The 22,595-nt window shown below is 58.0% G+C and carries 24 protein-coding genes, 1 pseudogene and 1 riboswitch; of the genes and pseudogenes, 13 read left to right on the plus strand and 12 right to left on the minus strand.

The window, feature by feature from the left end:
- The 6 genes and pseudogenes from ACR0D7_RS08140 to ACR0D7_RS08165 all read right to left on the minus strand — a co-directional run bounded on the left by ACR0D7_RS08140 (position 1) and on the right by ACR0D7_RS08165 (position 5,339).
- A pseudogene (locus ACR0D7_RS08140) lies at positions 1–1,200 on the minus strand (TCR/Tet family MFS transporter).
- Positions 1,201–1,271: 71 nt separating this feature from the next.
- Positions 1,272–1,994: an alpha/beta fold hydrolase gene (locus tag ACR0D7_RS08145; RefSeq protein ID WP_480678586.1), complete on the minus strand. Its 723-nt coding sequence runs from the start codon at positions 1,992–1,994 to the stop codon at positions 1,272–1,274.
- Between the two features lie 12 nt (positions 1,995–2,006).
- Positions 2,007–2,795 carry a 3-oxoadipate enol-lactonase gene (gene pcaD, locus ACR0D7_RS08150; protein WP_480678587.1) on the minus strand — a complete coding sequence of 263 codons (789 nt, stop codon included), beginning with the start codon at positions 2,793–2,795 and terminating at the stop codon, positions 2,007–2,009.
- Positions 2,796–2,854: 59 nt separating this feature from the next.
- A complete protein-coding gene (locus tag ACR0D7_RS08155) occupies positions 2,855–3,829 on the minus strand; it encodes a threonine ammonia-lyase (protein ID WP_480678588.1) in 975 nt (324 codons plus the stop codon).
- Positions 3,826–4,653, minus strand: a complete 828-nt coding sequence (locus ACR0D7_RS08160) for an alpha/beta fold hydrolase (RefSeq protein WP_480678589.1) — start codon at positions 4,651–4,653, stop codon at positions 3,826–3,828. Before ACR0D7_RS08160 ends, ACR0D7_RS08155 begins: the two co-directional genes overlap by 4 nt.
- On the minus strand, positions 4,650–5,339 hold the full coding sequence (locus ACR0D7_RS08165; RefSeq protein ID WP_480678590.1) for a haloacid dehalogenase type II: 690 nt from the start codon (positions 5,337–5,339) through the stop codon (positions 4,650–4,652). Before ACR0D7_RS08165 ends, ACR0D7_RS08160 begins: the two co-directional genes overlap by 4 nt.
- 129 nt (positions 5,340–5,468) lie before the next feature.
- Between ACR0D7_RS08165 and ACR0D7_RS08170 the strand changes: the two genes are divergently transcribed.
- Positions 5,469–5,897 carry an FKBP-type peptidyl-prolyl cis-trans isomerase gene (locus ACR0D7_RS08170; protein ID WP_480678591.1) on the plus strand — a complete coding sequence of 143 codons (429 nt, stop codon included), beginning with the start codon at positions 5,469–5,471 and terminating at the stop codon, positions 5,895–5,897.
- 23 nt (positions 5,898–5,920) lie between these two features.
- Here the strand turns inward: ACR0D7_RS08170 and ACR0D7_RS08175 are convergent, their stop codons facing one another.
- The 4 genes from ACR0D7_RS08175 to fabA are packed head-to-tail and all read right to left on the minus strand — an operon-like array spanning position 5,921 to position 8,733.
- On the minus strand, positions 5,921–6,106 hold the full coding sequence (locus ACR0D7_RS08175; RefSeq protein WP_480678592.1) for a hypothetical protein: 186 nt from the start codon (positions 6,104–6,106) through the stop codon (positions 5,921–5,923).
- Positions 6,107–6,165: 59 nt separating this feature from the next.
- Positions 6,166–6,957, minus strand: a complete 792-nt coding sequence (locus ACR0D7_RS08180) for an enoyl-ACP reductase FabI (protein WP_480678593.1) — start codon at positions 6,955–6,957, stop codon at positions 6,166–6,168.
- Positions 6,958–6,962: 5 nt separating this feature from the next.
- Complete coding sequence (fabB, locus tag ACR0D7_RS08185) at positions 6,963–8,192, minus strand: beta-ketoacyl-ACP synthase I (RefSeq protein ID WP_480678594.1); 1,230 nt, start codon at positions 8,190–8,192, stop codon at positions 6,963–6,965.
- 31 nt (positions 8,193–8,223) lie between these two features.
- Entirely contained in the window at positions 8,224–8,733 is a 510-nt protein-coding gene (gene fabA, locus ACR0D7_RS08190) for a bifunctional 3-hydroxydecanoyl-ACP dehydratase/trans-2-decenoyl-ACP isomerase (RefSeq protein ID WP_170385261.1), read from the minus strand.
- Between the two features lie 188 nt (positions 8,734–8,921).
- Between fabA and irrA the strand changes: the two genes are divergently transcribed.
- Positions 8,922–9,338 (plus strand): iron response transcriptional regulator IrrA, encoded by a 417-nt coding sequence (gene irrA, locus ACR0D7_RS08195; protein WP_480678595.1) that lies wholly within the window; start codon positions 8,922–8,924, stop codon positions 9,336–9,338.
- Positions 9,339–9,340: 2 nt separating this feature from the next.
- Here irrA and ACR0D7_RS08200 read toward each other — a convergent pair whose 3' ends face one another.
- The gene (locus ACR0D7_RS08200) at positions 9,341–10,231 is read right to left on the minus strand and encodes a LysR family transcriptional regulator (protein ID WP_480678596.1); all 891 of its coding nucleotides are present in this window, start codon (positions 10,229–10,231) and stop codon (positions 9,341–9,343) included.
- An 87-nt stretch (positions 10,232–10,318) separates the two neighbouring features.
- Between ACR0D7_RS08200 and ACR0D7_RS08205 the strand changes: the two genes are divergently transcribed.
- Positions 10,319–11,116 (plus strand): phytanoyl-CoA dioxygenase family protein, encoded by a 798-nt coding sequence (locus ACR0D7_RS08205; protein ID WP_480678597.1) that lies wholly within the window; start codon positions 10,319–10,321, stop codon positions 11,114–11,116.
- A gap of 7 nt (positions 11,117–11,123) precedes the next feature.
- Here ACR0D7_RS08205 and ACR0D7_RS08210 read toward each other — a convergent pair whose 3' ends face one another.
- A complete protein-coding gene (locus tag ACR0D7_RS08210; RefSeq protein ID WP_480678598.1) occupies positions 11,124–11,987 on the minus strand; it encodes a hypothetical protein in 864 nt (287 codons plus the stop codon).
- Positions 11,988–12,107: 120 nt separating this feature from the next.
- Here ACR0D7_RS08210 and miaB point away from each other — a divergent pair, with 120 nt between their 5' ends.
- The 10 genes from miaB (at position 12,108) to cmk (ending at position 22,578) form a co-directional block, all read left to right on the plus strand.
- Positions 12,108–13,427: a tRNA (N6-isopentenyl adenosine(37)-C2)-methylthiotransferase MiaB gene (gene miaB, locus ACR0D7_RS08215; protein ID WP_480678599.1), complete on the plus strand. Its 1,320-nt coding sequence runs from the start codon at positions 12,108–12,110 to the stop codon at positions 13,425–13,427.
- A gap of 180 nt (positions 13,428–13,607) precedes the next feature.
- The gene (locus ACR0D7_RS08220; RefSeq protein ID WP_368040187.1) at positions 13,608–14,372 is read left to right on the plus strand and encodes an outer membrane protein; all 765 of its coding nucleotides are present in this window, start codon (positions 13,608–13,610) and stop codon (positions 14,370–14,372) included.
- Between the two features lie 135 nt (positions 14,373–14,507).
- Positions 14,508–15,530 carry a PhoH family protein gene (locus tag ACR0D7_RS08225; protein ID WP_170385243.1) on the plus strand — a complete coding sequence of 341 codons (1,023 nt, stop codon included), beginning with the start codon at positions 14,508–14,510 and terminating at the stop codon, positions 15,528–15,530.
- Positions 15,531–15,563: 33 nt separating this feature from the next.
- A complete protein-coding gene (ybeY, locus tag ACR0D7_RS08230) occupies positions 15,564–16,058 on the plus strand; it encodes an rRNA maturation RNase YbeY (protein WP_480678600.1) in 495 nt (164 codons plus the stop codon).
- Between the two features lie 35 nt (positions 16,059–16,093).
- Positions 16,094–16,975 (plus strand): hemolysin family protein, encoded by an 882-nt coding sequence (locus tag ACR0D7_RS08235; RefSeq protein WP_480678601.1) that lies wholly within the window; start codon positions 16,094–16,096, stop codon positions 16,973–16,975.
- Positions 16,972–18,468 carry an apolipoprotein N-acyltransferase gene (gene lnt / locus ACR0D7_RS08240; RefSeq protein ID WP_480678602.1) on the plus strand — a complete coding sequence of 499 codons (1,497 nt, stop codon included), beginning with the start codon at positions 16,972–16,974 and terminating at the stop codon, positions 18,466–18,468. The genes ACR0D7_RS08235 and lnt overlap by 4 nt, the downstream gene beginning before the upstream one ends.
- A 41-nt stretch (positions 18,469–18,509) precedes the next feature.
- Positions 18,510–18,558, plus strand: a riboswitch (SAM-SAH riboswitch).
- A 5-nt stretch (positions 18,559–18,563) separates the two neighbouring features.
- Positions 18,564–19,745 (plus strand): methionine adenosyltransferase, encoded by a 1,182-nt coding sequence (gene metK / locus ACR0D7_RS08245; protein ID WP_480678603.1) that lies wholly within the window; start codon positions 18,564–18,566, stop codon positions 19,743–19,745.
- A gap of 93 nt (positions 19,746–19,838) precedes the next feature.
- Positions 19,839–20,549, plus strand: a complete 711-nt coding sequence (trmB, locus tag ACR0D7_RS08250; protein ID WP_480678604.1) for a tRNA (guanine(46)-N(7))-methyltransferase TrmB — start codon at positions 19,839–19,841, stop codon at positions 20,547–20,549.
- A gap of 68 nt (positions 20,550–20,617) precedes the next feature.
- Positions 20,618–21,964 carry a 3-phosphoshikimate 1-carboxyvinyltransferase gene (aroA, locus tag ACR0D7_RS08255; RefSeq protein WP_480678605.1) on the plus strand — a complete coding sequence of 449 codons (1,347 nt, stop codon included), beginning with the start codon at positions 20,618–20,620 and terminating at the stop codon, positions 21,962–21,964.
- Positions 21,961–22,578, plus strand: coding sequence for a (d)CMP kinase (gene cmk, locus ACR0D7_RS08260; RefSeq protein WP_480678606.1), 618 nt, complete (start codon positions 21,961–21,963; stop codon positions 22,576–22,578). The genes aroA and cmk overlap by 4 nt, the downstream gene beginning before the upstream one ends.
- The last annotated feature ends 17 nt before the right edge of the window (positions 22,579–22,595 follow it).

Raw genomic sequence — 22,595 nt, forward strand, 5'->3', positions numbered from 1 at the left:
TTACGCCACGACAGGGCGCGATCGCAAAAACAGGGCGAAGCCAATGCACATTAATACCAAAGCAAGAAGGAAAGGTGCCCCCGGCAAGTATACAGCAGCATCGGGTTTTATGAATTGAGCGAACACGCTGGTCATCACCAGCGGAGAGATCACCATCGAAAGCGCGTGGAGTGAGGTGAGAACGCCCTGCAACTCTCCTTGTTGCGAATCCGGAGTTGCGCGTGAGGTCAAAGCCTGAAGGGCAGGGGTGACAACCGCCCCAAGCGCGGTGATCGGGATCAGCATCCGTGCGATGAACCCGTTGGTTAAAAAGGCCAGTAGCAAGAAGCTGGCGACCTCAAAGCCCATGCCGTAAATTATCGTGACCCGCTCACCCAGAAATCGGGTCGCTGGGCGGATCAGGCCGCCTTGCACTGCGGCCATGCCAATCCCGTAGACACCCAGTGACAAACCGATCATTTGCGGAGACCAGCCGAAACGCTCGGTGGTGAAATAAGCCCAGATCGCGGGGTAGACGTAGATCGACACCGAATACAGGAAATAGACCCACAGCATCGGGCGGATGCCCGGAAGGGATGCAATGGCGAGCAGTGAGTTCACTGGGTTGGCGCGACGCAGGCTGAAGGCCCGGCGGTTTTTGTCGGTAACAGTTTCAGGCATGACCAGTAAGCCAGCCAGACAGGTCAAGGCCGACAGGCCGGCCGCTGCCCAGAATGGCGCACGGGTGCCGTATTCGCTTAGCAATCCTCCAATGACCGGACCCAGCACGAAACCCACACCGAAGGCCGCTCCAAGCAGGCCGAAATTCGCGGCTTTTTCGTGGGGTCTGGAAACATCCGCCATGAACGCCGCCGCCGTGGCATGCGTGGCGGCGGTGATGCCGCCCACAATGCGCCCGGCCAGCAGCAACTAAATGCTGCCTGCAATTGCCATTACCACGTAATCCAATGACATGACGAACAGTGACACCAGCAGAACCGCGCGCCTTCCATAGGCATCTGAGAGATTGCCCAAGATCGGGCCAAAGACGAACTGCATAGCCGCAAAGGCGGTGCTCAGAACACCGCCCCAGATTGCCGCGTCGGCTAGCGTGCCGCCCTGAACCTCGACAATCAATTCCGGCATGATGGGAAGAACCAGACCGATGCCCATCGCGTCGATCATGACTGTTCCGAGAACGAATAGAAAGGGTAGGCGCATGGGAACCGTTCGTGAGTTTCACCCGGACCCTATCACGCTTGGTTCACATGTGAAGCGCCTGTCACGTCGGGTTATGCCTTCGGTAATTTTTGTTCCAAGTCGTCGAGAATTTCAGCCAGATGGCGAGGCTGCGCGAAGAACGGAGAATGAGAGCTTTTAATCGTCGCCCGCAATTCTTCAGGGGCAACATGGCTCATCTGTTCTTCGTACTCCGTTGGGATCGTATGGTCATCTGTCGCGCGGATATAGGCTTTGGGAACACGGGCGAAATTGTCGGACAGGGGCAGAGGAGTGTCCTGCGGAGCGATGGCCTGGGGGCAGAGCCGCGCAAAGGCGTAAGGCACGGTTTCAGGGGGGCAGTCGTGGTAAAACAGGTCCTGCACCATATCGGGTTTGACCGTATACGACAGGCCATCTGTCGATTTTTCGACCGCATCGACGATCAGTTGACGGGGTGCGCGCTTGCGCATCTCAACCATCGACAATCCGTCCTGCGGAACATAGGCGCACAGATAGATCAGGGCGCGCATCGCGCTCGGGGCAGCCTCGGCGGCAGCGCTGGTTGGGTAGCCGCCCCAGGAATGACCGACCACTATGGTTTCAGGTGTGCAGGCCGACAAAACCGCATCGCGGCAGGCGTCCAAAGTGACATTTGCTATGGGTGTCGGGTCTGCGCCGTGGCTGGGCAGATCTACAGCGCGCGCCGAGTGACCCAACGCCTGAAGCGCGGGGATCAGATCACGCCAACACCAGGCGCCGTGACAGGAACCATGAATCAACAGAAAATCTGCCACGGGTCCGCTCCTTCAAATATGTCCGATTTCGGTCAGAAAACCGTGCAGTAGGGCTGCATATTCTGCCGGTTGCTCGACACACGGTAAATGACCGGCCCTGCGCATCAGTTCGAATTTGGAACCGGGGATCAGTTCGATCGTTTCACGTACAAGATCGGGCGGGGTTGAGCCGTCCTCGCTGCCTGCAATACCCAATGTGGGCAGGCGCAGACCGCTGGTCGGGGTGTAGAAATCCGTGCCCGAGATGGCGGCGCAGCAGCCCAGATATCCGTCAACAGGCTGCCGCACCATCATGTTGCGCCACAGAAGATGATCCGGTGAAGCTTGGAACTTTTTCGAGAACCATCGCTCCATTGTCGCGTCGGCCAGCGCTTCGATACCGCCCCGCCGTACCGCATCCATCCGATCTTGCCAGATTGAGGGGATGCCAATTTTCGCAGCGGTATTGGACAGGACCAGCGCGCGGACCTGATCCATGCGCTTTACCGCCAGCCCCTGCGCGATCAACCCGCCAATAGACAGGCCGACAAAGACGCAATCCCGTACTTCCAGGTAATCCAGCAGAGCTTCGGCATCGCGAACCAGGGCACCCATGGAATAGGGCGCAGGAGGTTGCGACGAAAGGCCATGCCCGCGCTTGTCATAGCGGATAATCCGAAGGCCCGAGGGAAGGTGGGTCAGCATCGCATCCCATAAGCGCAGATCGGTGCCAAGTGAGTTGGCAAACACAATCGGCGCGCCGTTCGGGTCACCATCAACGCGATAGTGTAGCTGCACGTCTCCAAAATCTGCAATCTGCATGACTCAATCCCCTGTGGTCAAACGTTACGGTGTCAAAATGGCCCAACTCTTGATTTATGTCAGGTCAGGAATTCCAGTGCTTTTCCAAAGACTTCGGGATCTGCATTCCCCCCCGACGCCACAACGATTACCGCGTCACCTTCAATTTCATCTTTTCGGAATAGGGCCGAGGCCAGAGATACCGCTCCGCCCGGCTCCAACACGACTTTCAGACGCAGAAATGCCAGTGCCATAGCACGCATCGCTTCTTCTTCGGTAACAGACAAGCCCGGACCACATAGGCGTTTCAGGATTGGAAACGTGATTTGCCCCGGTTGCGGTGTCAGAATCGCGTCGCAAATATTGCCCGAGGCGGCGTTGTTGTTTTGTATTTCGCCCGTGGCCAGAGATCGTTTGACGTCATCGAAGCCTTCGGGCTCACATGGGCGGGCACGCAGGCCGGGCGCGTGGCCCTCAAGCGCCAATGCAATCCCCGAGGTCAGCCCGCCGCCGCCGCAGCAGACCAGAACATCCGCCTTTGCCACTTCCAAAGCAGTGGCCTGTCGGGCGATCTCCAGCCCCGCCGTACCCTGACCGGCAATCACCTGCGGCTCATCATAGGGGCGGATCAGGGTCAGACTACGTTCAGTCGACAGCGCTTCGCCGATCTCTTCCCGGCTTTCATTGGCGCGGTCGTACAGTACTACTTCGGCCCCCAGCGCGCGGGTGTTGTTGATCTTCAACTGGGGCGCGTCCGAAGGCATTACGATTACCGACGAAATCCCGTGCTGCGCGGCGGCATAGGCCACGCCTTGTGCGTGATTGCCCGAGGAAAACGCGATCACGCCGCGTTTCCGGTCTGCCTCGTTAAGGGCGGAAATCGCAGACCACGCGCCTCGGAATTTGAAGCTGCCGGTGTGTTGCAGGCATTCCGGTTTCACCAGCACGCGCCGCCCTGCCAACTCATCCAAAAATGGAGAGGTCAGAAGCGGCGTTTCCCGAACGTGGCCCCGCAGCCGTTCGGCGGCGGCTTCGATCATGCCCAGTGTGCTCATGCGGTGTCCAATACTTTGCGGATCAGGTCCAGTGACTGTGGTTCGTCCAGAAATGGCACATGGCCGCGATCCGGTATTTCTGCCGATATAAGGCCGGGGTGGCGTTTGTGCATTTCGATCAGCGTGTCCTTGCCGAGAACGTCTGAGTTCGCGCCGCGAATAACGCCGGTGGGAATGTCCCGCAGGGATTCGAAGAACATCCATAGATCCGGCGTCGCGCCTGCCGCAGCCTGATCCAACAGCGCCGTGCGCAGGGCCGGATCATAACGAAACGCCAGACCTGCATCGGTTTGCTCGTACTGGATTTCCACTTGTTGCTGCCACCGCTCTAACGACACGTCAGGGAACTGATGCTGCATTGCGTTTTGCATAGCCAGCGCTGCGTCATCATACGTGGCCGACATTGGAGGTTTGCCGACATAGTCCATGATCTTGGCGATACCCGCAGGTTCGATCACCGGGCCAACATCATTCAGGATTACGCCAGCCAACCGATCAGGGTGGCTGGCGGCCAGCGCCATAGCGATCAGACCACCGCGCGAAGTGCCCAGAACTACCACGCGGTCCAGCCCGAGATAATCCAGCAATTCGATCACGTCGTGGGATTCGCGAAGGACGTTGTAGTTCATGTAGTCAGGGTCATGATCCGATTTTCCACGCCCCCTGTAATCCATCGTGATCATCCGCAGATCGGTGACATGCGGCGCGAGGTATGAGAAATCCCGGCTGCAACGGGTCAGCCCCGCAAGGCACAGCAGAGGAATTCCAGACCCGGAGTCTGTATAATAAATGCGCTTATCATCGGAGGTGGTGAAAAAAGTCATTCAAGTCCGGCCAGTTGAGGGATCGTCGTCAGGTCGGACAGTACATGCGCGGGCTTCCATGGCAAGCGGTCCATGGGCTCGCCAGCCCGATTAACCCACGCGGTCACAAAGCCGTATCCGCTGGCGCCTGCTGCGTCCCAGCCGTTGGAGCTGACAAATAACACCTCGTCTCGGTTGCCGCCGAAACGCTGTTGCACCAGATCGTAAACGCTGGAATGCGGTTTGAAGACGCCAACGCTTTCGACCGACAGCACGTCGTCCAGCACGTCGCCAATTCCTGCCGATTGCACAGCGCCATCCAGCATCGGAAGCGATCCGTTGGATAGAATTGCGGTCTTCAGTCCTCCGGCCTTCAGGTGAGCCAGCATTTGAGGGACCTCCGGGTAGGCCTGAAGCTCCCAATACAGATCCAGTAGGCGCTGGCGCAGTTGCGGGTTTCCTTCAAGCCCCGATGCCTCAAGCGCCCAGTCCAACCCGTCCTGAGTCACATCCCAGAAGTCAGCATGGGCATCGGTGATTGCGCGCAACCAGGTGTATTGTAACTGCTTTAGTCGCCAGTGATTGGCCAGTTCCGGCCATTTCTGCTGTAACTTCTCGAAACTGGGTTCGGCTGCGGCCTGCCGCGCGGCAGCGGCCACATCGAACAGCGTGCCATAGGCGTCGAATACGCAGGTGGTGATTGGCATCAGGTCGTCTCCCTTAGTCGGGTGCAGGTTGGCACAAGAGTTGCAGCCGCAAAAGGGGGGAAAGGGTTTACAATACCGTGTTAGCCCCTAGGTTTGGGCGCTCAATTTCCTAACGGCCGGAGGCCACCCATGATCGAGATCAAACAAGGCGACACGGTTCGCATCCACTACAAAGGAACGCTGTTGGATGGCAATGTGTTTGACAGCTCCGAAGGGCGCGATCCGCTGGAATTCGAAGTTGGCTCAGGTCACATCATCCCCGGCCTTGATACAGCGATGCCGGGCCTGACGGTGGGTGAGAAAAAACGCGTTGAGATCGCTTGCGTCGACGCCTATGGCCCCATCAACCCTGCAATGCGACAACAAATTCCGCGCGAGGGTATCCCGGATGATGTGCCGCTGGACCTTGGTACGCAGCTACAGATGCAGACGCCCGACGGGCAAGCTTTGCCCGTGACAGTGGTCGAGGTGGATGAGGCCACAGTGACTCTGGACGCCAACCACCCGCTGGCGGGGCAGGATTTGATTTTCGACATCGAAGTTGTCTCAATCAACTGACCGCTCTGGATCAGAATGTTGGATCAGCCTGATAGCAGGCTGGCCCAAGAAGCAAATGTTGCACGCACATCTGGCTGGGTGAAGTACACAAACAGCATGAGCAGCGCGATCAGGGTCAGTAGGGCTATTCGGCCTCGTTGACCCAGAAAGCCCTGTTTGCTTCGTGAAACCCGCGTGTTGTTGGCAATGATTTGTTCTGCTTTGCTCATGCAGCTATCCGTGCCCGTGAAAGATGGTCAAATCTTGGCACGGGCAGGGAAAGATCAGGTCACATGTGATCGGGTTGAGGCATTCCAAGGACGTGGAATCCGCCGTCCACCTTGATAATTTCGCCCGTGGTGCAGGCTCCGGCATCCGAAGTCAGGTAAACAGCAGTGCCACCGACCGCTTCCAGCGTCGCGTTCGAACGCATCGGGGCATTCTGATCGCAGAATTTGTATGTTTTACGCGCGCCGCCGATGGCTGCCCCGGCGAGTGTTTTCATAGGGCCGGGAGAAATTGCGTTCACGCGGATACCATCCGGGCCCAGATCGTTGGCCAAATAGCGCGTAGCTGATTCCAACGCAGCTTTGGCAACGCCCATCACGTTGTAGTTCGGAACGACGCGGTTTGAACCCTGATAGGTCAGCGTGATCAGTGAACCGCCATTTTCCTTCATCAACGGATAAGCACGGCGCGCGACCTCGATAAAGGAATAGGCCGAGACATCCATGGAGTGCTTGAAGTTCGCACGCGTGGTGTTCAGGAACCGGCCTGTCAATTCGGATTTGTCCGAATAGGCAATCGCGTGAACCACGAAGTCGATGCTTGGCCAGCGTTCGCCCAGCTCGTTGAACGCGCGGTCCAGCGAGGCGTCGTCGGTGACATCCGCGTCCACCATGAAATCGCTGCCTAGGCTCTGGGCCAAAGGCTCAAGCCGTTTGCCGAATGCCTCACCTTGATAGGTGAAGGCCAGTTCTGCGCCAGCCTCATGCATAGCCTTGGCAATGCCCCATGCAATCGACCGGTCATTCGCCACGCCCATGATCAGGCCGCGTTTGCCCTTAAGAAGATCCGACATCATTTTCACCCGTTATACTTTGACAGAATCATGGAGCCGTTTGTGCCGCCAAAGCCGAAGCTGTTGGTCATGACACTGTCCAGACCTGCGTTTTCAACTACTTGAGTAGCAATTTCACCGGGCATGATGCCTTCGGAAAGTGTGTCGACGTTGATCGACGGAGTAATAAAGTCATTGTCCAGCATCAGCAGACAAAAGATCGCTTCCAACGCGCCGGCCGCGCCCTGAGCGTGCCCTGTCATCGACTTGGTCGATGAAATCGGCGGCACGTTGCCCTCGCCAAAAATGCGGCGTACGGCTTCGACCTCTCCCACATCACCGACCGGGGTCGAAGTGCCGTGGGCGTTGATGTAGCCGACTTTGCGGCCTTCGGGCAATGTTGCCAAGGCCAGGCGCATCGCGCGTTCGCCACCTTCGCCGGAAGGGGCAACCATGTCATGCCCGTCAGAGGTGGCGGCAAAGCCGGTTACTTCGGCATAAATCTTGGCACCACGGGCCAGCGCGTGCTCCAGATCCTCAAGCACGACGATACCGCCGCCGCCTGAGATCACGAACCCGTCGCGGTCCTGATCAAACGCGCGCGAGGCTTTCTCGGGCGTGTCATTGTATTTCGAGGACATCGCGCCCATCGCGTCGAACAGGCAGGACAGGGTCCAGTCCAGTTCCTCGCCGCCGCCGGCGAACATCACGTCCTGCTTGCCCATCATAATCTGCTCTGCCGCGTTGCCGATGCAATGCAGCGAAGTCGAGCAGGCCGAGGTGATCGAATAGTTGATGCCCTTGATCTTGAACGCCGTCGCAAGGTTCGCAGATATCGTCGAACACATGCATTTTGGCACTGCAAAAGGACCGATCCGCTTGGTCGCACCATTTTTCAACACAGTCTGATGTGCTGTCAGCATGGCGCTGGTGGACGGACCGCCTGATCCGGCAACCAGACCGGTGCGGGGGTTCACAACCTGATCTTCGGTCAGGCCGGAATCGGCAATAGCCTGGGCCATGGCGATATGGGCATAGGCCGCGCCGGGGCCCATAAACCGCAGGGTACGCTTGTCCACATGCTCGGCCACATCAATCTTGAGCGTTCCGGCGATCTGACTGCGAAAGCCATGTTCAACCATCTGTTCGTTGGCTTCGATGCCGGACTTGCCAGCCTTGAGTGAGGCCAAAACCTCTTCGGCATTGTTCCCGATGGAGGAGACAACCCCCAAACCGGTGACAACTACTCGACGCATGTGCGTGCTCCTTATTTCGGGCCAGTCAGGCTCAGGCTTCGGACAGAACGACTTTCATGTCTTTGACATCGTAAATCATTTCGCCGTCTGCTTCGACGATTCCATCCGCCACACCCATGGTCAGGCGGCGGGTTTGGATCGCCTTTTTGAAATCAATTTTGTAAGTCAGCATCTTGCGGTCCGGGCGCACCATGCCGGTCAGCTTGACCTCACCTACGCCCACAGCCATGCCGCGCCCTTGCCAGCCGCGCCAGCCCAAATTGAAACCGGTCAGCTGCCAAAGCCCATCAAGGCCCAGACAGCCGGGCATGATCGGGTTGCCGGGAAAGTGACAGTCAAAGAACCACAGGTCGGGGGTGATATCGAATTCGGCAAGAACATGGCCTTTGCCGTGCGCGCCGCCATCTTCCGAAATCTCGGTGATGCGATCCATCATCAGCATCGGCGGAGCAGGTAGCTGCGCGTTGCCGGGGCCGAATAACTCGCCGCGGGCGCATTTCAGCAGATCGTCCTTGTCAAAGCTGCTCGGGAATTGGGCCATTCTGCCGCCTCTCCTGCCAAGTGTTCGTTCGTCTTATCTGGCCTCACCTAGCACCCGTATGCAAGGTCCTGCAAGAGCGCTCGCCCACATCATGTTGTGTTCAGTGCATTCTTTGCGAATGAATTTCATTTGAAATTACCCCGCCATGGCACTTATATATAGGTCAGTAACGAACGGGTATCGGTTCCATGACGCCTCAGAGCCATAGCATAGCCACAAATTGGTTGGTCGACGCAGGATTGCGCCCGACGCGTCAACGCGTGGCCTTGGCAGAGCTGTTGGTCGGTGATGGCCGCCATCGGCATGTGACCGCTGAAAGCCTGTTTGAATCGGCTAAGAAAAACGGTGATGCCGTTTCTTTAGCGACTGTTTACAATACTTTGCGCGCATTCTGCGAAGCAGGTGTTCTTCAGGAAATCACCGTGGACGGCTCGAAAAGCTATTTCGATACCAACACGCATGATCATCCCCATTTCTTCTGGGAAGATGAGAGCCGTCTAAGCGACGCGCCTTCGGACCAGTTGGTGATTCAACGACTGCCGGACGCACCCGAAGGGGTCGAGATTGCGTCGGTTGACGTCGTGATCCGCCTTCGGAAGAAGTAACTTCAATTCCTGAAACTGAGTAATGCGTTTTCCGCGACTGCAATTTGTGCATCCGTCGGCCCCGTACCATGTCGTGCCAAGACCACGGGTTCAGCGGCAAACGAGTCGGACACGGGCAGGCTTAGCAATGGTATTCCGTCATAGCTGATTTTCGCGGGAGGGTTGGCATAACTGATCGCGATCCCTTCACCATGCGCCGCAAGGCTGCGCTGAATTTCCAATGAGGCTGCCCGGTGCGCGACTGTCGGGCTTTCCCCGATCCGTCGGAACAAGCCCAGCACATGCTGGGCTGACAGCCCCTCTTCTGACAGGATAAGCGGGTGGTCAGCGAGATCCCGCAACGAAACCTGCGGTTGCTTGGCCAGAAGGTGCTCTGATGACACAAGGGCATGCGGCGAACTGCTGAATAGTGTTTGCTTGCAAAAGCTCGCATCCATGCTCATCCCATAAGTCAGCGCCATGTCTATCCGGCCATCGACCAGGCCCGAGATCAATCCTTCGAAATTGTCGACCCTGTAGGACACTGCTACATCCGGCAGCTCAGCGCGCAAAAGCCGAAGGGAGCGCGCGAGCATAAACGGGGCCAGATCGACAAAGCAGCCCAGCCGCAACCTTGCCTTTCCCGCGTCTGATTCAGCGGCATTTTCCAACCGGGCAGCCTTGGCCAGCAGCGCTTCGGCTTCTTCGATAAAGCTGCGCCCCTGTGGCGTCAGTGCCATTGCTGCACCCCGCCTGCGGGCAAAGAGGGGATAGCCTAATTGCTCCTCGACCCGCGTCAGCGCGTTGGACAGGGCGGGTTGTGAAACATTCAGGTGCTGCGCAGCGGCGGACAGGCTGCCGTATCGCCCGATGGCGCAGACATATTCATACTGGCGCAGTGAAATATATAACATGAAGTTAAGTGTATCTTTTAAAGTTATGACTTGAACAAGGGGGTTTCCCATGTGCAGATCACCCAAACACATGGCGCGGAGGCAAATATGATCCACCCTTTGGTCACGCATGATATGATCGAAACCTATCAGCAGGATGGCGTTGTCCTGATCAAGGGATTGTTCGCCGATCACGTTGAGACCCTGCGGGACGGCGTGGCCGCGAATATGGCCGAGCCAGGACCGTACGCGTCGGAAAACAGAAAACAAGGTGAGACTGGCCTGTTCTTTGACGATTACTGCAACTGGTCGCGAATTGACCAGTTTCGGGATGTGATCGAAAACTCTCCGGCGGCCGAGGTCGCAGCGGACCTCATGCAGTCAAAAATCGTGCAAATGTTCCATGACCACGTTCTGGTCAAAGAACCGGGCACGTCGATGGCAACCCCATGGCACCAGGACGGGCCATATTATTTTGTCGAAGGAGATCAGACGATCAGCTTCTGGTCGCCGCTGGACCCGGTCAAACAGGCAACGCTGCGGTGTGTGGCCGGATCGCATCGCTGGGAAAAAGAGGTATTGCCGACCCGCTGGGTCTCGGAAGAGGGGTTCTTTCCCGATGAGGGGCAGTACATTCCAGTTCCGGACCCGGATGCCGAGGGCATGAAAGTCGTGGAATTCGAGATGGAACCGGGCGACGCGGTGGCCTTCAACTACCGCACGCTGCACGGCGCGCGCGGTAACCATTCTGACAGCCGCCGTCGGGCGTTCTCGCTGCGTCTGGTGGGCGATGACGCAAGGTATGTAGAGCGTCCTGGCCGCACGTCCCCGCCATTCCCCGGCCATGACATGACGCCCGGTCAGCGTTTGCGCGAAGACTGGTTCCCTGTGTTGCTGCAGCGCTAGGATCGAATCAGAACCACTGGCCCGGTTCGATCAGCCCCAGATCGAGCAATTGGCTGGACGCCCATTGAAACGGCACCGAGTTGCTCCAGCAGAATGTCGGGATGTCGAATGTGGATCCGGCGTTGCTTTTCAACGCCTTGGCTGCCCGGAATGAACATATGGCGGCGGTCATGTTGTGGTGCCAGGGGCAGGAATAGGTGTTGTATTCCGGCTCATCAAAGGTGTGATCGGGCCGCAGTTCCAGGCCCTTTCCGGACTTGAACAGGGCGATCCGGTCAATGCGGCGGCGCTCGTATGGGATGTGATCCTCGAACCGCCAGCGCAAACCACCGGACATGTCCAACTGCCGCTCGATCGGATGACCTTCGGCGTTGTGACGGGTGTGGGCGTAGTATCCCGTGCTGTCCAGCATGGCGCGATCCGGGGCGACGCCATTCGGATAGGTGTTCAGGTCGTCCGCATACAGGTCGACCACGTGGCTCAGCATTGCGTCACGCCGCTCTTCGGTGTGGAAGGCCAGCAATTCGCTCACGGAGCGTGTCTCGCAAAACGGGAAGAACAGGTACTCTGCGTTGTAACAGTAATACATCCAGAGACCCGGAGCAGCCTGTATGATCTTGTTGATAGTGTCGAAAACCACTTTGCTGGGCACGCAGTTCAGGGTGACGCGATGGATGCGTTCGGACAACTCGGGGTCCAGCGCGAATTCCTGCGGCATGAAGGCGATCACGGATTTGAACCCCAGATGCAGGTGGTGCCGGATGGTGCTGTCGATCTCGACCGTGTCCTCGGCAAAGATCAGTGCGACCGGGCCTTTGGCCAGGGCGGATTTACCTGAACTCAGGAAAACGTCGAGAGAGTCGTATTGCATTGCCTGTCCGGTTCCACTTGGCTGGAATCTGCGGTCAAAATCGGGTATCCGCCTCGGCATTGCAAGCGGCGTTCGTAGAGTATAGATGACGCCGATCCCGCGAATGCAAAGGCCATACCCATGTCAGAACCCAAAAAGCTGTACATCAAAACCTATGGTTGCCAGATGAACGTCTATGACAGCGAACGTATGTCCGAGACGCTGGGTGGGCAGGGCTATGTCGAAACACAAAGCCCCGATGACGCGGATATGATTCTGCTGAACACGTGCCATATTCGGGAAAAGGCCGCCGAAAAGGTCTATTCCGAGCTTGGCCGTTTCAAGGGTCTGAAGGCGGAAAAGCCTGACCTCAAGATCGGCGTTGCAGGATGCGTTGCGCAGGCCGAGGGCCAGGAGATCATGCGTCGTCAGCCTCTGGTCGATCTGGTCGTGGGGCCGCAAAGCTATCACCGCCTGCCCGAGATGGAGGCAAAGACCCGCACCGGTGCCAAGGCGCTGGACACGGATTTTCCCGAAGAAGACAAGTTCGAAAAGCTGAAGAATCGCCCTAAGGCCAAGCGTGGCCCGACGGCATTTCTGACCGTGCAGGAAGGCTGCGACAAATTCTGTGCCTTCTGCGTGGTGCCCTATACCCGCGGTGCCGAGGTCAGTCGCCCGGCGGATCGCATTATCCGCGAAGCCCATGACCTGGTGGAACGCGGCGTGCGCGAGATCACTTTGCTGGGGCAGAACGTCAACGCCTATCATGGCGCAGGCGCGAACGGAGATATGACTCTGGCCGGTCTGATCTGGGAGTTGAACAAGGTCGACGGGCTGGAGCGTATCCGTTTTACGACTTCGCACCCCAATGACATGGCCGACGATTTGATCGAGGCGCACGGGACCTGCGAAAAGCTGATGCCTTACCTGCATCTGCCGGTTCAGTCCGGATCAGACCGTATACTCAAGCGTATGAACCGCAGCCACACCGCTGAAAGTTATCTGCGGCTGATCGAGCGTATCCGCGCTGCGCGTCACGACATCGTGATGTCTGGCGACTTCATCGTTGGTTTCCCTGAAGAAACCGAGGAGGATTTTCAGGCCACGCTGGATTTGGTTGAACAGGTCAAATACGGCTACGCCTATTCCTTTAAATACTCGACACGACCGGGAACCCCGGCGGCAGAACGCCCGCAGGTTGATTCTGCGGCGGCGGATGACCGACTTCAGCGTCTGCAGGCGTTAATTACCCGACATCAAAGGGAAATCCAGGATTCGATGGTTGGCCGAAAGGTCGGTGTATTGTTCGAGAAAACCGGTCGCCTGCCGGGTCAGATGGTCGGAAAATCCGAGTATTTACATTCGGTTCATGTAACCGATGCCAATGTCGCGGTGGGTGACTTGCGAGAGGTTCTAATCACGGATTCAGGGGCGAACTCGTTGGCCGGGGCATTGATCTGATCCTGCCGGAACGTGCTGTTTTGAGAACCTAGGCCACATTTTCCCCATTATTAATCCTTGATTTATCATCGATAAATATGGTCCGAGAAAGCTCAGGTTTTCGGGCGCAGGAATTGTACGTTCCTTAAGGTTCAGGGGTGTGCTGACCGTATTTCCGGCCTGGCACGATGGAGGTTACGAGTGCAGTTACTGGCGCGTTACATTGGATCGAACAGTCAACTTGCTTTTGCGGCGGCTCTGGTACTTTCCTTTTGTTCCAGCGCAACGGTTGCAGGCAATCTGGAACAGAGCGTGACCGAACCCCCGGTCATCAGCCCAAAACGGTTTGGCAGTGACGTAAGCGCTTTTTATCTGGGTCTTAGCGGGGGGCATGCCTCAGGCGGCTCGGACCGATTCGGACTTCGGACCCCGGCGGATTTGTTTGAAATTGGTGAGTTGGACCTGAAAGGTGGCTACGTCGGCATTCGGGGCGGCTGGCGCGGTGTTTTACCTGCCGTCGGTGGGCGAGATTATGTTTACGGAATTGAGCTGGGATATGATACCGGCACGATTGATGATGACGTCTCGACTGTTATCGGTGGTGTCACGGTGACTGGTGGGTCCGAGGTTTCGGACGTTCTTTCGATACGGTTTCGCAACGGCCTAACCAACAAAAGCGGTTCAACCCTGTATTTTATTTCCCTCGGCTATGTGCAAGGCGATGTCAAAACGACGAGCAGCCTGGCTTTGGGAGCCGCCGTGCAACCCTTTGAAGAAAATGACACACGCGGCGGTTATTCGGCCAGTATCGGTGTGGAGCACCGCTTGAATGAGGATTGGTCGATCACGGGAGAGTACGAATATGTGCAATTCAACTCGCGCACAGTCGAATTCGACAATGGTTTCTCGACGAAATCCACACCTCGTTACCGCAGCCTGAGATTCGGATTGAACTATACATTTTGATGGCGCGGATTTCTGCGGGGGAGTGTCCGGCGTCGGCGGTTTTACCATCCATTGATGAAATTTTGAATCTGTGGCTTGCGCCCACCAAGATTTGTTGTCTACGCTCGGGGTGAAACGCCAAGACAGGAGAACGGATTGGCCATCGGTGCCCTTACCCCACCGCAAGATGACATGCCCCAACGCGAGGCGTTTGTTGAATTCCCTGACAACCGGTTGTTGATTGATCTGTGCGGCGAGTATGACCGCAACCTGACCGATATCGAACAAAAGTTGTCCGTCCAGATTGTTCGGCGTGGCAACCAGTTGGTCGTCATGGGCGATGAAGACGCTCAAAAACAGGCGATGGAGGTGTTAGAGGCCCTTTACGCTCGTTTGGAAGGTGGCCGCGACGTCGAAGCGGCCGACGTGGACCGCGAATTGCGGATGGGCGGATCGGAACAGGGAACCGGCAGTCGCGATGGTGACCAGCTTGAGATGTTCAAGGGCGGCACGGTCGAGATCAAAACCCGTAAAAAGCTGGTTGAGCCGCGCACCGACGCGCAAAAGGCGTACGTCCAGTCACTGTTCAACAACGAACTGGCCTTTGGGATCGGTCCCGCGGGCACTGGCAAGACCTATCTGGCCGTGGCCGTAGGCGTGTCGATGTTTATCGGTGGGCATGTAGACAGGATTATCCTCAGCCGTCCGGCGGTCGAGGCTGGTGAAAAGCTGGGTTATCTGCCCGGCGACATGAAGGACAAGGTCGATCCGTATATGCAGCCTCTCTATGATGCGCTGAACGACTTTTTGCCCGGCAAACAGCTTGCCAAGCTGATCGAGGAAAAGCGAATCGAAATTGCGCCGCTGGCCTTTATGCGCGGTCGGACGCTGGCCAATGCCTTTGTGGTGCTGGATGAGGCGCAGAACGCCACGACCATGCAGATGAAGATGTTTCTGACCCGTCTGGGCGAGGGAAGCCGCATGGTGATCACCGGTGACCGGTCGCAGGTCGACCTGCCGCGCGGCGTGCAATCGGGTCTGGCGGATGCAGAACGCCTCTTGAAGACGATCCCGAATATCAGCTTCAATTATTTCACTTCAAAGGATGTGGTGCGACATCCGCTTGTCGCCGCCATTATCGAAGCGTATGAGGCCGACTCGGGTCGCGAGACGGGGTGAACGTCCGGGGCCGCAGGCTTTGGGCGTGGTGACATGAACCTTGAACTGACAATCGAAGATGCGCGCTGGCAGGGGCTTGAGCCCTTGGCGATGCGGGCTATTCAGGCGGTTCTGGATCATTGTGATCTGGACGCTAACCTGTGTGAGATCAGCCTGCTGGCCTGCGATGATGCGCGAATCGCCGAGCTGAATGCCGAGTTTCGGGAAAAAACCACGCCGACCAACGTGCTCAGTTGGCCAGCCGAAGATCTGGCTGCCGACCAGCCGGGGGTGGTTCCGGTTGAGCCCGAACCCGACTTTACCGGCGAAATCGCGCTGGGCGATATTGCGATTGCTTACGACACCTGCGCCCGCGAGGCGGAAGAAGCTGGGAAATCCATGGATGATCACGTCACGCATTTGATCATTCACGGAACGTTGCATTTGCTGGGATATGATCACATTCGTGACCCCGACGCCACTTTGATGGAGGCGGTTGAGGTCGCTATACTTGGCAAAATGGGTATTGATGACCCATATAATGTGTAGACGGGCCATTTCGGCCGATTATTTGGAACAGGACTATGGGCGATACAGACGGCAGTTCTAGGGCGGCGCAAGGCGCGCAACCGAAGAACGGCGGTGAAAATGAGAAAACCGGATTTTTCTCTCGAATAGTGGATGCGTTCTCGCCACCCAGCGAGAATGAGGTTCACGAGGCCAATGGGCTTGAGGTCGACAAGGTGCAACCTCGTGGCATGATCAACCTGCGACGGATGCGCGTCGAGGATGTGGCGATTCCGACTGCTGAGATCATTTCTGTCCCTTCGACAATTACGAAAGACGAACTGGCGCAGGTGTTCCGCGACAGCGGGCTGTCGCGCATACCGGTTTACGAGGGTACTCTGGATACGCCGCTGGGGTTTGTTCACCTCAAGGATTTCGCCCTGACCCATGGGTTCAATGGCGGGTCCACCGAGTTTGACCTTGTCTCGATGCTGCGGACTTTGCTTTTCGTGCCACCTTCGATGCCGATTGGTGTGCTGATGACCAAGATGCAGACCGAGCGCCGTCACATGGCGCTGGTGATTGACGAGTATGGCGGTGTCGACGGGTTGGTGACGATTGAGGATTTGATCGAACAGGTCGTCGGTGAAATTGCTGATGAACATGATGCGGATGAAGATCAGCTGTGGGTTCAGGAAAAATCCGGCTGTTACATCGTGCAGGCTCGCGTTCCGCTGGAGGAGTTCGAGGCCGAGATCGGTCGTTCTTTGACCAGTCACGAGGATGTGGACGAGGAAGAGATCGACACTCTGGGCGGTCTGGTTTTCATGTTGTCGGGCCGGGTGCCTGCTCGGGGCGAAGTTGTTCTGCATCCTGAAGGCCCCGAGTTCGAAGTGATTGATGCGGACCCGCGCAGAATCAAACGATTGCGTGTCATGCTTCCGGATCTCGTTGGATGAATCCTACACAGGGTTGGCCTTTTGGGCTGAGGTTTACACTGGCGGCCCTTCTGGGTGCGCTGGCAGCGTTTGGGCTGGCACCGTTTGGCCTTTGGGGCGCAACCCTGGTTGCCTTGGTTCTGTTGGCGCCACTGTTTCTGTCGACTGAAACGCGGGGTCGGGCAGCTTGGGTTGGTTGGGCTTTTGCCACCGGATATTTCGCGCATGGCCTTAGCTGGATCACCGAGCCGTTTTTTGTCGACGCCGCGCGTCACGCGTGGATGGCGCCTTTTGCTCTGGTGTTCATGGCAGGCGGGTTGGCCTTGTTCTGGGCGCTGGCCTTTTGGCTGGCAAGGCGACCGGGCGGCAGTGTCGTTGCGCAGGCGGTTTTCCTGGCGGTGACCATATCTTTGGCGGAAATCGCTCGCGGTTATGTTCTGACAGGGTTTCCCTGGGCGGGTATTGCGCAGGTTTGGATCGACACTCCAGTTGCGCAGCTTTTGTCCTTAACCGGCCCGTATGGGCTGGGCGCGCTGACACTTTTGGCAACGTTGCCTCTGGGTGCAGCCCTGACGCAGCGCGGTAGGTTTGGGTTTCCGCTTGGCTTGACGGCTGGTGCTGCCATTCTAGCGATAAGTTATGGCACGACACGCCCGGCCGTAACGGAGACCGACCATGTGGTTCGGCTGATCCAGCCCAACGCGCCCCAACATCAAAAATGGGATCGCAACTACGCGCCACTGTTTTTTGCCCGGCAGGTTGAGTTCACTGCAGCACAGCCACGACCAGACCTGATCGTATGGCCTGAAACCTCGGTCCCTGAATGGTTGGGAAGCGCGCAGCCCTATCTGGACGTAATCGCGGATGCAGCGCAGGGCACGCCTGTTTTCCTTGGTATTCAACGGGGAGACGGCCCGCGAATCTACAACTCTATGATCTATCTGGATCAGCAAGGTCAGCAAGAAGGGCTGTATGATAAGCATCACCTTGCGCCGTTCGGAGAATATGTGCCGTTCGGAAATCTGATGGCAAAATTCGGTATTCACGGCATGGCCACCACGGCAGGCCATGGGTTTAGCGCGGGGCCGGGGGCTGCGCTGATGGACGCGGGCGAGCTGGGCCAAGCGCTGCCGCTGATCTGCTATGAAGCCGTGTTTACTCAGGATGTTTTGTCTGCGCCCGGGCGCGCGGACTTCCTTTTGCAGATCACCAATGACGCTTGGTTCGGAACCAGGTCAGGGCCATATCAGCATCTGGTTCAGGCGCAGATGCGCGCAATTGAGCAGGGGCTGCCGATGATGCGCTCGGCCAACACAGGGGTGTCGGCGATGATCGACCCGCTGGGACGGATTGCCAAGTCATTGCCCCTCGGGCAGGCCGGGTTCATCGACGCCAAGCTGCATGCGCCGCTGGCCCCGACTGTGTACTCCAAGCTCGGTGATTTTCCTGTTTTTGTGCTTTTGTCTGTCCTATTTGGGCTGCTTTGGCGTCTTACCCGGCCAAAGAACGCTTAATTACCGATTGACCCTGCGTTTCGGTCGGCGTATCCCCCGAATGCCTGTCACAACGGCTTCCTGGCGTGATGGGGAAATCTTAATGGAGCACTTTCATGTCCCGACAGAACTATACTTTCACTTCGGAATCCGTATCCGAAGGGCACCCGGATAAGGTTTGCGACCGGATTTCCGATGCCGTCCTTGACGCTTTTCTGAATGAAGAACCCGAAGCGCGCGTGGCGTGCGAAACCTTTGCCACGACCGACCGTGTGGTGATTGGTGGCGAAGTAGGTCTGTCTGATCAGGAAAAACTGCATGACTATATGGGCCGCATCGACGAGATTGCGCGCGCCTGTATCAAGGACATCGGCTATGAGCAGGATAAGTTCCACCACGAAACCGTCGAGGTGACAAACCTGCTGCACGAGCAATCCGCTCATATTGCACAAGGTGTTGACGCATCCGGCAGCAAGGACGAAGGCGCCGGTGACCAGGGCATCATGTTCGGCTACGCGACAACCGAGACACCTGCGCTGATGCCAGCCCCGATCCAGTATTCCCATGCAATTCTGCGCCGTTTGGCCGAGGTGCGTAAGAACGGCACCGAACCCGTGCTGGGCCCTGATGCCAAATCGCAATTGTCGGTGATCTATCGCGATGGAAAGCCGGTTGGCGTCAGTTCGATCGTGTTGTCAACTCAACATCTGGATGAGTCGCTGACCTCGGATGATATCCGCCGGATCGTTGAGCCCTATATTGCGGAAACCCTGCCCGAAGGATGGCTGTCGGCTGAAACCGAATGGCACGTCAACCCGACCGGAAAGTTCGTGATTGGTGGCCCCGACGGCGATGCGGGCCTGACTGGACGTAAAATCATCGTGGACACCTATGGCGGTGCAGCCCCGCATGGTGGCGGTGCATTCTCCGGCAAAGACCCGACCAAGGTAGACCGTTCTGCGGCTTATGCTGCGCGCTATCTGGCTAAGAACGTTGTCGCGGCTGGTATGGCCGAGCGTTGCACCATTCAATTGAGTTATGCGATTGGCGTGTCCAAGCCACTGTCGATCTATGCTGATACCCACGGCACTGGTCAGGTTGCGGATGCCGCAATCGAAAACGCAGTTGGCAAGGTGATGGATCTGACCCCGCGGGGGATTCGCGAGCATCTGCAGCTGAACAAGCCGATCTATCAGCGTACTGCGGCCTATGGCCATTTTGGGCGCGAGCCGGATGCGGACGGCGGTTTTAGCTGGGAACGCACCGATTTGGCCGATGCATTGAAATCGGCAGTCTGATCCGAAACATCCCGAAGCGCGCCGAGACCGGCGCGCTTTTTCGTTGCCGCGCCGGGGTTGCAACACTGCCACCCGCGCAGTAAGGGCTCCGCCATGAGCACCCAGACACCACAACGCCCCCGCAGAAACTTCTATGGCCGCTTCAAGGGCAAGGCCCTGAAGCAGAGTCAGAAGACGTATCTGAACGAAGATCTCGACGCCCTGTCGCCGGGTGCCGTGGATTGGGAGACCAACCCCGAACGTCATCCGCTGGACCTTACTGCGCTGTTCGGTGGCAAAGATGTCTGGCTTGAGGTCGGCTTTGGCGGAGGGGAACATCTGGTGCACCAGGCCGCCAGCAACCCTGACATCGGCATCATCGGAGCCGAGCCGTATATCAACGGCGTTGCCATGCTGCTGGGCAAGATCCGAAAGGCCGGGGTCGAGAATTTAGCGGTGCATCCCGGCGATGCGCGAGACCTGTTTGACGTGCTGCCTGAAGCCAGCATTGCACGCGCCTTTTTGCTGTACCCTGATCCGTGGCCCAAAACGCGGCACCATCGCCGCCGCTTTGTGACGCAGGAACATCTTGAGCCACTGGCCCGCGCGCTCAAGCCGGGGTCAATCTTCCGCGTGGCGACTGACATTCCCGACTATGTCCGCCAGACGCTAGAAGAGGTTCCGCGCGCTGGGTTCGAATGGCTGGCCGAGCGCCCCGCAGACTGGCGCGAGCCGTGGGATGACTGGATTTCCACCCGGTATGAGCAGAAAGCCCTGCGCGAAGGGCGCACGCCCCATTACCTGACCTTCCGCCGTAAAGACTGATTGCCGCTGGACCAACCGGCCCCAATTCGCTAATCCGCCTTGAACTGATAGCGAAAACAGGAGCCCCCATGTCCGGACACGGCACGCCCATCCCGATGACCTCGCATCCCTGCGGCCCGCTGACTGGCACGGCAGAGGTGCCCGGTGACAAGTCGATCTCGCACCGGTCGCTGATCTTGGGGGCTATGGCCGTGGGAGAAACCAAGATTTTCGGCCTGTTGGAGGGTGAGGACGTTCTGGACACGGCCAAGGCCATGCGCGCGTTCGGGGCTGAAGTCACGGATCACGGTAGTGGCGAATGGACAGTGTATGGTGTGGGCGTCGGCGGTTTTGCCGAACCAGATCAGGTGATCGACTGTGGTAACTCGGGCACCGGTGTACGGCTTATCATGGGCGCGATGGCGACCTGTCCGATCACCGCGACCTTTACCGGTGATGCCAGCCTAAATAAACGCCCGATGGCGCGCGTGACCGATCCACTGGCGCTGTTTGGCACACAGTCCGTTGGCCGCTCAGGCGGGCGTTTGCCGATGACCATCGTAGGCGCGGCAGAACCCGTTCCGGTCCGTTACGAAGTGCCGGTCCCGTCGGCGCAGGTTAAATCCGCCGTACTGCTGGCCGGTCTGAACGCGCCGGGCAAGACTGTAGTGATTGAGAAAGAGGCCACCCGCGATCACTCCGAACGGATGCTCGCGGGCTTTGGGGCGGAAATCACCGTTAAGGATACTGATGAGGGCCGCGTGATAACTCTGACCGGTCGCCCCGAATTGAAACCTCAGGTCATCGCTGTTCCGCGCGATCCGTCCAGCGCGGCATTCCCTGTTTGTGCGGCGCTGATCACGCCCGGCTCGGACGTGCTGGTGCCGGGGATTGGCCTGAACCCGACGCGTGCGGGGCTGTTCACCACTCTGCGCGAGATGGGGGCCGATCTGACCTATGAGAACGAACGTGAAGAGGGCGGCGAACCAGTCGCTGATCTGCGCGCGAAATACTCCCCTAATATGAAGGGCATCAACGTGCCGCCGGAACGCGCGGCCTCGATGATTGACGAATATCCGGTTCTTTCCGTGATTGCGGCGAATGCGACCGGCACGACGATGATGGGCGGTGTGAAAGAGCTGCGCGTCAAGGAAAGTGACCGGATCGATGCTATGGCGCGCGGGTTGCGCGCCAACGGTGTGACCGTCGACGAAGGTGAAGACTGGTGGTCGGTCGACGGGCTGGGCATCGGTAACGTCCCTGGCGGCGGAACATGTGAGAGCTTTTTGGATCACCGCATTGCCATGTCGTTCATGGTTATGGGCATGGGTGCGAAAACTCCGGTTTCGGTGGATGATGGCGGGCCGATCGCGACCTCTTTCCCGATTTTCGAACCGCTGATGGCGGCGCTGGGTGCCAAGGTCGAACGCACATGAGTTTCACCGTTGCCATCGACGGTCCTGCAGCCGCTGGCAAAGGCACGATTTCGAAAGGGGTCGCGGCGCATTTCGGATTTGCGCATCTGGACACGGGTCTGTTGTACCGCGCTGTTGGTCGCCGGACTTTGGACGGAACCGACCCTATTGCCGCTGCCGAAGCGTTGAGCGCCGAGGAGTTGGAACAGGGCGATCTGCGCACTGCTGACATTGCGCAAGCGGCCTCGAAAGTTGCGGTAATCCCTGAGGTGCGCGCAGCTCTGGTCGATTTTCAGCGCGCGTTTGCTCGCCGTTCCGGCGGCGCGGTTCTGGATGGGCGCGATATTGGGACGGTGATCTGCCCTGAGGCCGAGGTGAAGATATTTGTCACCGCCAGCGCCGAGGTGCGCGCCGAACGTCGATATCTTGAGTTGAGCGCAAAAGGCACAGATATCACACGTGATCAGGTTCTGGCAGATGTGCGCGAACGCGATGCACGGGATGCCGAACGTAGCACGGCGCCGATGAAGCCTGCAGATGATGCTGTTTTGCTGGATACATCCGATCTGAGCATCCAAGACGCCTTGGCTCAGGCCGTGGCGCTTATCGAACGGAAACGCCCCGCAGCGTTTTAAGACCGCGGGGCAGGGGG

Source organism: Ruegeria sp. BB7, assembly GCF_056539365.1.